Source organism: Pantoea sp. X-Soil-MYKO-1289, from assembly GCF_059730625.1.
Map to the genome: position 1 here is coordinate 1,103,121 of NZ_AP036004.1, position 13,255 is coordinate 1,116,375.

Sequence of the window (13,255 nt, forward strand, 5' to 3'; positions counted from 1 at the left end):
CCATTTGCTTAGATTTGGGCATCTTCGTGCGTGGCTTCCCTTTTTCTACTCTCTGCGTCTGATTCATTTTGGAATCTGACGCTATGGAAGCTGCGCGATATAAAGTTTTTACCAGGCGTAACATTATGACCGCAACTGCGCAGCAGCTTGAATTCATTAAAGAGAGCATTAAAAGCATTCCGGATTACCCGAAACCCGGGATCCTCTTCCGCGACGTCACCAGCCTGCTGGAAGATCCGCAGGCCTACGCCGCGACCATCGCGCTGCTCGTCGAGCGCTACCGCGATCAAGGCATTACCAAAGTGGTCGGCACCGAAGCGCGCGGCTTCCTGTTCGGCGCGCCGGTCGCGCTGGGATTAGGCGTCGGCTTCGTGCCGGTGCGCAAGCCAGGCAAACTGCCGCGCGAGACCTTCAGCGAATCCTACGAGCTGGAATATGGCACCGATGCGCTCGAGCTGCACAAGGACGCCATTAAGCCCGGCGACGTGGTGCTGGTGGTGGACGATCTGCTGGCGACCGGCGGCACCATCGAAGCCACGGTCAAGCTGATCCGCCGCGCAGGCGGCGAAGTCAAAGACGCCGCGTTCGTGATTAACCTCTTCGATCTGACCGGCGAATCCCGCCTGAAAGCGCTGGGCGTCAACTGCTACAGCCTGGTCAACTTCCCGGGTCACTAAGTGACGATGGCCTCGCCGCGCGCGAGGCCAGCAAGTGATAGGCAATGCCCGCCGTCGCTGTTAAACTACTGCAACGATATACAGGGGTTGCAGCGCGTCTGCGCTCATCTTTCCAACCACATCCAGTGATCGAATCCACATGAGCTATCAGGTACTTGCGCGAAAATGGCGTCCTCAGGCATTTGCTGACGTTGTCGGTCAGGAACATGTCCTGACCGCGCTGGCGAATGGACTGTCACTGGGACGTCTCCATCATGCTTATCTCTTCTCCGGCACGCGCGGCGTGGGCAAAACCACCATCGCGCGCCTGCTGGCGAAAGGACTTAACTGCGAAACCGGCATCACCGCCACGCCGTGCGGCCAGTGCGACAACTGCCGCGAGATCGAACAGGGTCGCTTCGTCGATCTGATCGAGATCGACGCCGCCTCGCGCACCAAGGTGGAAGACACGCGCGATCTGCTGGACAACGTGCAGTATGCGCCCGCGCGCGGCCGCTTTAAGGTCTATCTGATCGACGAAGTGCATATGCTGTCGCGCCACAGCTTCAACGCGCTGCTGAAAACGCTCGAAGAGCCGCCGTCGCACGTTAAATTCCTGCTTGCTACCACCGATCCGCAAAAGCTGCCGGTGACCATCCTCTCCCGCTGCCTGCAGTTTCATCTCAAAGCGCTGGACGTCGAACTGATCCGCAAACAGCTCGACCATGTGCTGCAGCAGGAGCAGATCGAAAACGAACCGCGCGCGCTGCAGCTGCTGGCGCGCGCCGCTGACGGCAGCATGCGCGACGCGCTCAGCCTGGCCGATCAGGCGATCGCGATGGGGCAGGGCGTCGTCAGCAGCCTCATCGTCAGCCAGATGCTCGGCACGCTGGACGACGAGCAGCCGCTGGGCCTGATTGAGGCGCTGGCGGACGGCAGCGGCGAACAGGTAATGACGCTGCTCAACCAGGCCGCGTCGCGCGGCGTGGAGTGGGAAGCGCTGCTGGTGGAGATGCTGCGTCTGCTGCACCGCATCGCCATGGTGCAGCTGCTGCCCGGCTCGATCAACGATGAAGAAGAGAGCCACGCGCCGCGCCTGCGCGAGCTGGCGCGCGTGGTGCCGCCCGCCGACGTTCAGCTCTACTATCAGACGCTGCTAATGGGGCGCAAAGATCTGCCGCTGGCGCCCGACCGCCGCATGGGGGTCGAAATGACCCTGCTGCGCGCGCTGGCGTTCCATCCGCAAACGGCGATTGCCGAACCGGCAGCGCGCCCAACCATGACGCCGCAGGCGGAGCCGTCCGCCGCAGCCGCGCAGCCGCACGCCGTCGCGCCGCAGCAGCATGTCGCCGCCGCGCAGCCGCAGATGGCGCCGCCGCAGGAACGGAGCGCGCCGCCGGCCGCCGCACCGCCAGCCGCCGCGCCTGACGGCTCGTTTTCCGATACCACCAGCCAGCTCCTTCAGGCGCGCACCCAGCTGCTGCGCCAGGGGGCCAGCAAACCAAAAAAGAGTGAGCCGGCAGCGTCCCTGACGCGGCCGGCTACCTCCGCGCTGGAGCGCCTGGCCTCGGTCACCGAACGCGCGCAGGCGACGCGTCCGCGCGAGACGGCGCCGGCGAAAAAAGAGGCGTACCGCTGGAAAGCGCTGTCGCCGGTCGAGGCGGCGCCCGAACCGGTGGCGACGCCAAAAGCCTTGCGTTCGGCGCTTGAGCATGAGAAAACCCCTGAGCTGGCGGCGCGCCTGATGGAAGAAGCGCAGCAGCGCGATCCCTGGGCGGCGGAAATCGCCGCGCTGCCGCTGCCGAAGCTGGTGCAGCAGCTGGCGCTGAACGCCTGGAAAGAGCGTACCGAGCAGGGCGTCTGCCTGCATTTGCGCTCTACGCAGCGTCACCTGAACTCCGCGTCGGCGCAGCAGGTGCTGGCGGCCGCGCTGAGCGACGCCGCCGGTCAGCCCGTTGAATTGACTATTATTGAAGATGATAATCCTGCGGTATTGACGCCACTCGAGTGGCGACAGGCCATTTATGAAGAGAAGCTGGCGCAGGCGCGCCAGTCTATCATTAGTGATACCCACATCCAGACGCTGCGCCGATTCTTCGACGCCGATCTGGATGAAGAGAGTATCCGACCCGTTTGACCACGCTGCCGCTGTCTTATGGATAGCGATGCGGCCTTAGCTGAGAGAGAAAACTATGTTTGGTAAAGGCGGACTGGGCAACCTGATGAAGCAGGCCCAGCAGATGCAAGACAAAATGGCCAAAGTTCAGGAAGAGATCGCCGCGCTGGAAGTGACCGGCGAGTCGGGCGCGGGCCTGGTGAAAGTCACCATTAACGGCGCGCACAACTGCCGCCGCGTGGAGATCGATCCCAGCCTGCTGGAAGATGACAAAGATATGCTGGAAGATCTGGTCGCCGCCGCATTTAACGATGCCGCTCGCCGCATCGACGAAACGCAGAAAGAGAAAATGGCCTCTGTTTCCTCGGGCATGCAGCTGCCGCCCGGCTTCAAGATGCCGTTCTGATGCAAACCAGTCCACTGCTTGAATCTCTGATGGAGGCGCTGCGCTGCCTGCCCGGCGTTGGGCCGAAATCGGCGCAGCGCATGGCGTTTCAGCTGCTGCAGCGCGATCGCAGCGGTGGCATGCGGCTGGCGCAGGCGTTAACGCGCGCCATGTCCGAAATCGGCCACTGCGCCGACTGTCGCACCTTCACCGAGCAGGAAATTTGCACCATCTGCGCCAATCCTCGGCGTCAGCAGAATGGGCTCATTTGCGTGGTGGAGAGCCCGGCGGATATTCACGCCATCGAGCAGACCGGCCAGTTCGCCGGGCGCTACTTTGTGCTGATGGGCCATCTTTCCCCGCTGGACGGCATCGGCCCGCAGGATATCGGGCTGGATCGCCTTGAGCAGCGGCTGGAGAACGAGCCCCTGAAAGAGGTGATCCTCGCCACCAACCCCACGGTTGAGGGCGAAGCGACCGCCAACTATATCGCCGAGCTTTGCGGCCAGTACGGCGTCGAGGCGAGCCGCATCGCTCACGGCGTGCCGGTTGGCGGCGAGCTGGAGATGGTGGACGGCACCACGCTTTCCCACTCGCTGGCGGGACGCCACAAGATTACTTTCTGAACGCTTGCCGACGTCGTTAACGACGTCGGCTTGAATTTTTCCGCACCATCCCCACATCAACCTCAACGTTCGTTCAACCTGATTCTGTTGAGGTAACAATGACCATGAAAGGACAAGAGACGCGTGGCTTTCAGTCAGAGGTAAAACAGCTTCTGCACCTGATGATCCATTCCCTCTATTCAAACAAAGAGATTTTCCTGCGCGAGCTGATTTCCAACGCCTCGGACGCCGCCGACAAGCTGCGATTCCGCGCGCTGTCGGACGCCAGCCTCTATGAAGGCGACGGCGAGCTGCGCGTGCGTCTCTCTGTGGATAAGGACAAACGCACCCTGACGCTGTCGGACAACGGTATCGGCATGCGTCGCGACGAGGTGATTGAGAACCTGGGCACCATCGCCAAATCTGGCACCAAATCCTTCCTTGAATCGCTGGGCTCGGACCAGGCGAAAGACAGCCAGCTGATCGGCCAGTTCGGCGTCGGCTTCTACTCGGCGTTCATCGTGGCGGACAAAGTGTCGGTGCGCACCCGTGCGGCCGGCGCGGCCGCCGACGAGGGCGTGTTCTGGGAATCGGCGGGCGAAGGCGAGTATACCATCGCCGATATCACCAAAGCCGATCGCGGCACCGAGATTACGCTGCATCTGCGCGAAGGCGAAGATGAGTTCCTCGACGCCTGGCGCGTGCGCAGCATTATCGGCAAATATTCCGATCACATCGCGCTGCCGGTAGAGATTGAAAGCAAAGACGAAGAGAACGACACCACCACCTGGGAGAAGATCAACAAAGCCCAGGCGCTGTGGACGCGCAATAAGTCTGACATCAGCGACGAAGAGTACAACGAGTTCTATAAGCATATCGCGCACGATTTTAGCGATCCCGCCATCTGGAGCCATAACCGCGTCGAGGGCAAGCAGGAGTACACCAGCCTGCTCTATATCCCGTCGCGCGCGCCGTTCGATATGTGGAACCGCGATCACAAGCACGGCCTGAAGCTCTATGTGCAGCGCGTCTTTATTATGGATGACGCCGAGCAGTTTATGCCGAACTACCTGCGCTTCGTGCGCGGCCTGATCGACTCCAGCGATCTGCCGCTGAACGTGTCGCGCGAGATCCTGCAGGACAGCCGCGTGACCCAGACCCTGCGCGGCGCGCTGACGAAGCGCACGCTGCAGATGCTGGAGAAGCTGGCCAAAGACGACGCCGGGAAGTACCAGACATTCTGGAAAGAGTTCGGTCTGGTGCTGAAAGAGGGCCCGGCGGAAGACAGCGCCAATCAGGAAGCGATCGCGAAGCTGCTGCGCTTCGCCTCGACGCACAACGACAGCGCCGAGCAGAATGTGTCGCTGGAGGAGTACGTCAGCCGTATGGTGGAAGGTCAGGATAAGATCTACTACATCACCGCCGACAGCTACGCCGCCGCGAAGAGCAGCCCGCATCTGGAGCTGTTCCGCAAGAAAGGCATCGAGGTGCTGCTGCTCTCCGACCGCATCGACGAATGGATGATGAGCTACCTTACCGAGTTCGACGGCAAGGCGTTCCAGTCGGTCAGCAAGGCGGATGAGTCGCTGAGCAAGCTGGCGGATGAAGAGAGCGAAGAGCAGAAAGAGGCGGAGAAGGCGCTGGAGCCGTTTGTGGATCGCGTGAAAACGCTGCTGGGCGACCGCGTGAAAGAGGTGCGTCTGACGCATCGTCTGACCGATACGCCTGCTATCGTCACCACCGACGCCAACGAGATGAGCACCCAGATGGCGAAACTGTTCGCCGCGGCGGGCCAGGCGGTGCCGGAAGTGAAGTATATCTTCGAGATCAATCCGGACCACCAGCTGGTGAAACGCGTGGCGGATACCCAGGATGACGCGCGCTTCGGCGAGTGGGTCGAGCTGCTGCTGGATCAGGCGCTGCTGGCCGAACGCGGCACGCTGGACGATCCTAACCAGTTTATCCGTCGTATGAATCAGCTGCTGACGGCTTAAGTAACGCTCAATGTCTGATTATTCCAGACGGCGCGTTTGCTAAAGCGCAGATCTCAACTACAGACATGAAGGCCGGTGCATATGCATCGGCTTTTTTTACAACAGTGTGGTCGCGGGTGCCATGGCCCGATCGCAAAGACGCAAAAAGCGGCATCCATGCCAGCTCGGCCCGCGACATCCCTGTCGCGGGACGCTTTGCTCCTCGGGCCATGCCACCCACTCCTTGAGTTGAGTGCCCGCTTGTTAGTATTTGTCAGGTACCGGCCTTTAGACTTACTGCTGCGCCGCCTCGCGCAGCCAGTCGCGAAACAGCGTAATCTCCCCGTCGTTGCGCCGCGACTCCTTGGTCATCATCCAGGTCGCGCGATCGGCGCGCACAAAGCCGAGCGGGGCGATCAGCGTGCCCTCTTCAAGCTCTTTGCGCACCAGCAGCCGCGGCGCCACAATCACGCCCAGTCCGTTTTTCGCCGCCTGAATGCCGAGCGTCAGATTGTCAAAATGCTTGCCCGACCAGAAATTGCCGCGCACCTCGGCGTTTTTCGACCACTCCGCCCAGGCGTGCAGGCGCGTATCGACGTGCAGCAGGGGAAGCGCAGCGAGATCCTGCGCGCAGCGGAAGCGCGAGGCGAACAGCGGCGCGCAGAGCGGCCCAAGATAGTCGTCGCCGATCAGCGTCGCGTCGATATCCCCTTCGGGCGGCTGCTCATAGCTGAGGATCAGCACGTCAATATGCTCGCTGCGCAGCTGGCTTAGCTCCATCAGCCCCTGAAAGTGGATCTCGATATCGGGATAGCGCTGATAAAAGGTGCTGATGCGCGGGATCAGCCACTGCGACAAAAAGCTCGGCGCGCAGGAGAGGCTGAGATGATGGCGCATGCCGGTGCGAATACTGGCGCAGGTGGTGGAGAGTTCGCTAAAGGCTTTTTGACAGCTGAGCAGCAGGCGCTCGCCGTGCGAGGTTAACTTCACGCGCCCGTTGGTGCGCACGAAAAGCGGCTTGCCCATCCAGTTCTCCAGCTGACGAATCTGATGGCTTACGGCGCTGTGCGTGACGTGCAGGTGCTCGGCCGCCACGCTAAAGCTGCTATGCAGCGCCGCCTGGTGAAAATGGTGCAGCGCCCTTAGCGGAGGTAGCCGGGTCATACTCATCCCCTGTGTAAAAACCTAACAGGGATTGTCAGTTTATATCATTTTAAAGTCCAGCCGCATTCCGCTAACCTGGCCCGCTGATTATAGCGGGTTGACTGCCAGGCAAAGCTATGCCTGGTCTGCTGTTGCCGCCATCAACTGACCGATAAAAGAGAACCACGACGCGATGGCATTTCATCCCTGGGCCGATCGTCCTTCCGAGGCGCGAGACCGGTTACGCACTCTGTTGTCACGGCATTACCGGCTGGAGCAGTATGATCTGTTCTTCGCCCCTTCGCTGCATGTGGCGCGCATCCTGCTTTCCCAGCTGTTCCTGCGTCAGGAGCAGGCGCGCAATCAGACGCGCTACGCTAACCACTATCCCGTGACGGAGCTGAACGTCTTGCCTGCCGTGCCGCTGATGGCGGGGAATATCAATTTCGTCGCCCACGTAGCGATGCCGCAGGGCCGCGTGCGGCCGCTGCAGGCGGCCATGCAGCAGGGCGTGGTCGACGCCAGCGAAAGCTTCGCCAGCGTGCTGCATGAAGAGGTGCTCGCGCACGCTGGCCTCTTCGTGGCGCGTCTCGACCGCCATGCCGATCTGCCGGGCGGTCTGGTGCTGGTGGCGCTGCGCACCGCCGACTTCAGCACCCTGGTGCGCAGCGAGCTGCGCCTGTTCGAGCAGGGTCTGCCGCTGGCCGCGCCGGTGCTGGCCGCGCTGGGCCGTCTGCGCGAGCAGGGCTGGCGTCCTTACAACCAGGCGAGCGTCGAAGCGATCGGCCTTAACGCGCCGCAGTCGCTCATCTCCAGCCATACGCCGGGCATGCCGTTCGCCAGCTTTTCGCTGCCGCCGCGGCTGCTGGCCGCGCTGAGTCCCGCCAGCGATCTGGAGCTGTGGCCGCAGCAGGGCTATCTGCTGGTGCGCGCCAGCCAGCGCGGCGGCGCGCGCAAACAGACCAACCTGACGCCGCACATCCTCAGGCGCGTTCAGGCGCTGTTCAATCCCGGCGGCGAATCTGAAAAAAGCGAGTAGCCGCGCCAGCCCGCCGCCGTTTATGGAGAAACCGGCTGCCGTCGCCCGCAAGGAAGCCGCGCCTTTCTTGTGGTGAGCGGGTCATAATGGTATGGTCTTCGCCTTCTAGATTGATCAATGCGATTCGCAAGGGGATTTACGCAATGCGTATTATTCTGCTCGGTGCTCCGGGCGCAGGTAAGGGCACTCAGGCTCAGTTCATCATGGAGAAATACGGCATTCCGCAAATCTCCACGGGCGATATGTTGCGTGCGGCGGTTAAAGCCGGCACCGAGCTCGGCAACCAGGCGAAAGCCATCATGGACGCCGGTAAACTGGTCACTGACGAGCTGGTTATCGCGCTGGTAAAAGAGCGTATCGCGCAGGAAGACTGCAAAAACGGTTTTCTGCTGGACGGTTTCCCACGCACCATCCCGCAGGCGGACGCGATGAAAGAAGCGGGCATCAAAATTGACTGCGTGCTGGAGTTTGCGGTGCCGGACGAGCTGATCGTCGATCGCATCGTCGGCCGCCGCGTGCATGCGCCGTCGGGCCGCGTTTATCACGTCAAATACAATCCGCCGAAGGTGGAAGGTCAGGACGACGTCACCGGCGAAGAGCTGACCACGCGTAAAGACGATCAGGAAGAGACCGTGCGCAAGCGCCTGGTGGAATACCATCAGCTGACCGCGCCGCTGATCGCCTACTACAGCAAAGAAGCGGAAGCGGGCAACACCGCTTACCACAAAATCGACGGCACCCAGCCGGTCGCTGAGGTCAGCAAGCAGCTGGCGCGCATTCTCGGCTAACGCCGTTGGGGCTGGCAGCGCCAGCCCCTTTTGCAGTAATTGCTTTTCCCTCTCCCGCTTTCCGCTACAATTCCTCCTGTTTTCACGCATCTCCGCTATCAAGGAATAACAATGAGGCAAGACAAGCCCGGCGTGTTACTGGTTAATCTCGGTACGCCAGACGCCCCCACAACCGCCGCTGTAAAGCGCTATCTGAAACAGTTTCTCAGCGATCCCCGCGTCGTCGATACGCCGCGCTGGCTCTGGTGGCCGATCCTCAATGGCGTTATTCTGCCGTTTCGCTCGCCGCGCGTGTCGAAGCTCTACGCCTCTGTCTGGATGGAGGGGGGCTCGCCGCTGATGGTCTATAGCAAGCAGCAGCGCGAGGCGCTGGCGGCGCGCGTTGATATGCCGGTCGAGCTGGGCATGAGCTACGGCAACCCCAGCCTGCAGAGCGCGGTGGACAGCCTGATGGCGCAGGGCGTCACGCGCCTGATCGTGCTGCCGCTTTACCCGCAATTCTCCTGCTCCACGGTGGCGGCGGTCTGGGATGGTCTCTATAGCGCCTTTAAAACCGCGCGCACCCTGCCGGATATCAACTTTATTCGCGACTACGCCGAACATCCGGCCTATATCGCCGCGCTGAAAGCGTCAGTCGAGCGCTCTTTCGCGGCTCACGGCCAGCCGGATCTGCTGGTGCTCTCCTATCACGGCATCCCGCAGCGCTTCGCCAGAGAGGGCGACGATTACCCGCTGCGCTGCGCCGATACCACGGCGCTGCTGCAGCAGGCGCTGGGCCTGCGTGACGATCAAATTATGATGACCTTCCAGTCGCGCTTTGGCCGCGAACCCTGGCTGCAGCCCTACACTGACGAAACCATGCAGGGTCTGGCGAAGAAGGGCATTAAGCATGTGCAGGTGATGAGCCCGGGCTTCGCCTCTGACTGCCTGGAAACGCTGGAGGAGATCAACGAGCAGAACCGCGAGTTCTTCCTGCACGGCGGCGGCGAAAAGTTCGAATATATCCCGGCGCTTAACGCCGACGCAGCCCACATTGAGATGATGGTGCAGCTGGTCAACGCGCGTCGTTAAAGCCGTGGCGGAGAATGTGCTATCATCCTCCGCCTGTTTTTCTGACGGCGCCCATCATGAAATTTCCCGGCAAACGCAAATCCAAACACTATTTTCCCGTTAGCGCTCGCGATCCCTTGCTGCACGCCGCCTCGCAGGAGGTGGAAGAGGGCAGCTGGGTCGTGGGAATCGATCAGACGCTGGTGGATATCGAAGCCAAAGTTGATGACGCCTTTCTGGTTCGCTACGGCCTGAGCGCCGGCCACTCCCTGGTCATCGCCGACGACGTCGCCGAAGCGCTCTACCACGAGCTGCTGCGCGACAACCTGATTAGCCACCAGTTCGCCGGCGGCACCATCGGCAATACGCTGCACAACTACTCGGTGCTGGCCGATGACCGATCGGTGCTGCTCGGTGTGATGTGCAGCAATATTCAGATCGGCGGTTACGCCTATCGCTACCTCTGCAACACCTCCAGCCGGGTCGATCTCAACTATTTACAGGGCGTCGACGGCGCCATTGGCCGCTGTTTTACCCTGATCGACGAGCAGGGCGAACGGACCTTCGCCATCAGTCCGGGGCAGATGAATCAGCTGCGCGCCGAAAGCATTCCCGAAGCGGTCATCGCCGGCGCGTCGGCGCTGGTGCTCACCTCTTACCTGGTGCGCTGCGGCGAGGGCGAGCCGATGCCGCAGGCCACGCTGCAGGCGATCGAATACGCGAAACGCCACAACGTGCCGGTGGTGCTGACGCTGGGCACGAAATATGTTATCGGCGACAACCCGCAGTTCTGGCGCGACTTCCTGCGCGACCACGTCACCATTGTGGCGATGAACGAAGAGGAAGCGCTGGCGCTGACCGGGGAATCGGATCCGCTGCGCGCGGCCGATATGGCGCTGGAGTGGGTGGACCTGGTGCTCTGCACCGCCGGCCCGACCGGCCTCTATATGGCGGGCTACACCGAGGAGGCGTTCAAGCGCAAAACCAATCATCCGCTGCTGCCTGGCGCAATCGCGGAGTTCAACCAGTATGAGTTCAGCCGCGCCATGCGTCAGCAGGAGTGCGAGCAGCCGCTGCGCATCTTCTCCCATATCGCGCCCTATATGGGCGGGCCGGAGAAGATCATGAACACCAACGGCGCGGGCGACGGCGCGCTGGCGGCGCTGCTGCACGACATTACGGCGAACAACTACCATCGGCAGAAAGTGCCGAATTCCAGCAAGCACGCGCGGGAATACCTGACCTATTCGTCGCTGGCGCAGGTGTGCAAATACGCCAACCGCGTCAGCTATCAGGTGCTTAACCAGCATTCGCCGCGCCTGACGCGCGGCCTGCCGGAGCGTGAAGATAGCCTGGAAGAGTCCTACTGGGATCGTTAAGCCTGCGGGAAGCGAGCAGGCGCCTGCCGGAGCCTGCTTTCTTGCCGCGCGGGCGCCGTGGTAAAACGGCGCCCGCGCTTAAATCGGGCACTCGCGCACGATAGGGCGCTCGGCGATCTCCGCCTCCAGCATATGCAGCATGCTGCTGGCGATCTCGCGCTCGCCCATCACGACGCGCGTGGCGCCGCGCGCCATAATGTATTCCACCTCGTCGTCGTAGTGCGCGCGCGCGATAATCTCGATATCGTTAAACTTCTCGCGCGCGGTGGTGACGATCTCGCCCGACTCGAAGCCGTTGGGAATGGTCAGCAGCAGCCAGCGCGCGCAGTCGAGCCGCGCCAGCTCCATGGTCTCGGCGCGCACCGCATTGCCCAGCACCGCCCGAATGCCCTGTTCGCGCAGCGCCTCGACGCGCGCGCGCGAGTTCTCCACGACGACGAAAGGCACGTCCGCCTCTAGCAGCTTCTGGCCCAGCAGGCTGCCGACCCGGCCATAGCCGACGATAACCGCGTGGTGACAGATATCCACCGGAATCTGCGTCTCCTCCTCAACCGTCTCTTCCTGCGTCTGCGCCTGGCGGCTTTCACTCCTCGCCAGGAAACGCTCCAGCAGGCTGAACAGAATAGGGTTGAGCATAATCGAGAGGATTGCCGCCGCCAGCACCAGGTTGCGCCCCTCGCTGCTGAGCAGGTTGAGGGAGATGCCGAGGCCGGCCAGAATAAAGGCGAATTCGCCAATCTGCGCCAGGCTGACGGAGATGGTCAGCGCGGTGCGGCGCGAATGGCCCAGCAGCGTCACCAGCAGCCAGGCGGCGGCAGATTTGCCCAGCACCACAATCACCAGCGCGCCCAGCACCGCCAGCGGCTGCTCCACCAGGATCATCGGATCGAACAGCATGCCTACCGAGACGAAAAAGAGCACCGCGAAGGCGTCGCGCAGCGGCAGCGTATCGTGGGCGGCGCGATGGCTCAGCTCTGACTCGTTCAGCACCATTCCGGCGAAGAAGGCGCCGAGGGCAAAAGAGACGTCGAAAAATTCCACTGCGCCGAAGGCGATGCCGAGCGCCAGCGCCAGCACCGCCAGGGTGAACAGCTCGCGCGAGCCGGTAGCGGCGCTTTTCGCCAGGATCCAGGGCACCACGCGGCGTCCCACCACCATCATCAGCACCATAAAGGCGGCGACCTTGCCGATGGTCAGCAGCAGATCCCACGCCAGCAGCTGCGGGCTGGCGTTGCCCTGTTCCAGCATGCCGGCGATAGCGGGCAGCAGCACCAGCGTCAGCACCATCACCAGATCCTCGACGATCAGCCAGCCGATAGCGATCTGGCCGCGCTGGCTGTCAATCAGCTGACGCTCTTCCAGCGCGCGCAGCAGCACCACGGTGCTGGCGGTGGAGAGACAGAGACCAAACACCAGGCCGGTCATCAGCGACCAGCCCAGCCAGGCGGAGAGGCCCATCCCCAGCAGCGTAGCGACGGCGATCTGCGCCACCGCGCCGGGAATGGCGATACTCTTTACCGCCATTAAATCCTTCAGCGAAAAGTGCAGTCCGACGCCGAACATCAGCAGAATAACGCCCAGCTCCGCCAGCTCCGGCGCAAGATTGGTATCGGCGACAAAGCCCGGCGTAAAGGGTCCGGCCAGCACGCCCGCCAGCAAATAGCCGACCAGCGGCGAGATGCGCAGCCGCTGTGCGAGCATGCCAAGGAGAAACGCCAGGACCAGCCCCCCGACAATGGTGGTGATCAGCGGTGTGGTGTGATGCATGCCTGTCTCCTTGTGTGCAAATGTATCTGCCTGTAACAATTAAGTTTAAGGCAATGCGGTAGTTTTCGCTGTGCTATTTGCGGGATAATAAGAAAAAAGTTTGAAAATAAGAGGAAAGCGGATTCGAACGGCTGTTTTTCTCTGTTTTCGTCAATCTGCGCCGTCGCGAAGCAAGATTGCGCGGCGCGTAATAACAATATCCTTCTGAAAAATGGCGCTCTGATGACCACTATCACGCTGGAATGCATGCCGAAGAGCGTCAGCTAACCTCAGGCACAGTTTTGCGCCAGCTTTAACGCGTCGGTTCTTTTTAGAGAATCCGTGTTAAAACTGATTCAGTGCCAGCGATAGCGG

General features: G+C 61.8%; 11 protein-coding genes and 1 other annotated feature. Of the genes, 9 read left to right on the forward strand and 2 right to left on the reverse strand.

Features of this window, described 5'->3' with window-relative positions; translation table 11 throughout:
* The first annotated feature begins 125 nt into the window (after positions 1–125).
* From apt to htpG, 5 genes are all read left to right on the forward strand, one after another.
* Positions 126–677: an adenine phosphoribosyltransferase gene (gene apt, locus AC6I7Z_RS05255; RefSeq protein ID WP_497813395.1), complete on the forward strand. Its 552-nt coding sequence runs from the start codon at positions 126–128 to the stop codon at positions 675–677.
* Positions 678–816: 139 nt separating this feature from the next.
* Positions 817–2,793, forward strand: a complete 1,977-nt coding sequence (gene dnaX, locus AC6I7Z_RS05260; protein WP_497813396.1) for a DNA polymerase III subunit gamma/tau — start codon at positions 817–819, stop codon at positions 2,791–2,793.
* Positions 2,141–2,202: a sequence feature (DnaX frameshifting element), on the forward strand. (Overlaps the previous gene by 62 nt.)
* A gap of 55 nt (positions 2,794–2,848) precedes the next feature.
* Complete coding sequence (locus tag AC6I7Z_RS05265; protein WP_033752664.1) at positions 2,849–3,178, forward strand: YbaB/EbfC family nucleoid-associated protein; 330 nt, start codon at positions 2,849–2,851, stop codon at positions 3,176–3,178.
* The gene (recR, locus tag AC6I7Z_RS05270) at positions 3,178–3,783 is read left to right on the forward strand and encodes a recombination mediator RecR (protein WP_497813397.1); all 606 of its coding nucleotides are present in this window, start codon (positions 3,178–3,180) and stop codon (positions 3,781–3,783) included. Before AC6I7Z_RS05265 ends, recR begins: the two co-directional genes overlap by 1 nt.
* A gap of 98 nt (positions 3,784–3,881) precedes the next feature.
* Complete coding sequence (gene htpG / locus AC6I7Z_RS05275; protein WP_497813398.1) at positions 3,882–5,756, forward strand: molecular chaperone HtpG; 1,875 nt, start codon at positions 3,882–3,884, stop codon at positions 5,754–5,756.
* Positions 5,757–6,029: 273 nt separating this feature from the next.
* Here the strand turns inward: htpG and AC6I7Z_RS05280 are convergent, their stop codons facing one another.
* Positions 6,030–6,899 carry a LysR substrate-binding domain-containing protein gene (locus tag AC6I7Z_RS05280; RefSeq protein WP_497813399.1) on the reverse strand — a complete coding sequence of 290 codons (870 nt, stop codon included), beginning with the start codon at positions 6,897–6,899 and terminating at the stop codon, positions 6,030–6,032.
* Between the two features lie 172 nt (positions 6,900–7,071).
* Between AC6I7Z_RS05280 and AC6I7Z_RS05285 the strand changes: the two genes are divergently transcribed.
* The 4 genes from AC6I7Z_RS05285 (at position 7,072) to AC6I7Z_RS05300 (ending at position 11,134) form a co-directional block, all read left to right on the forward strand.
* A complete protein-coding gene (locus tag AC6I7Z_RS05285; RefSeq protein ID WP_497813400.1) occupies positions 7,072–7,917 on the forward strand; it encodes a DUF6024 family protein in 846 nt (281 codons plus the stop codon).
* Between the two features lie 143 nt (positions 7,918–8,060).
* A complete protein-coding gene (adk, locus tag AC6I7Z_RS05290) occupies positions 8,061–8,705 on the forward strand; it encodes an adenylate kinase (protein WP_033788836.1) in 645 nt (214 codons plus the stop codon).
* Positions 8,706–8,816: 111 nt separating this feature from the next.
* Positions 8,817–9,776 carry a ferrochelatase gene (gene hemH, locus AC6I7Z_RS05295; protein WP_497813401.1) on the forward strand — a complete coding sequence of 320 codons (960 nt, stop codon included), beginning with the start codon at positions 8,817–8,819 and terminating at the stop codon, positions 9,774–9,776.
* A 56-nt stretch (positions 9,777–9,832) separates the two neighbouring features.
* On the forward strand, positions 9,833–11,134 hold the full coding sequence (locus AC6I7Z_RS05300; protein ID WP_497813402.1) for an inosine/guanosine kinase: 1,302 nt from the start codon (positions 9,833–9,835) through the stop codon (positions 11,132–11,134).
* A 78-nt stretch (positions 11,135–11,212) separates the two neighbouring features.
* Here the strand turns inward: AC6I7Z_RS05300 and ybaL are convergent, their stop codons facing one another.
* A complete protein-coding gene (gene ybaL / locus AC6I7Z_RS05305) occupies positions 11,213–12,901 on the reverse strand; it encodes a YbaL family putative K(+) efflux transporter (RefSeq protein WP_497813403.1) in 1,689 nt (562 codons plus the stop codon).
* Positions 12,902–13,255 lie beyond the last annotated feature (354 nt).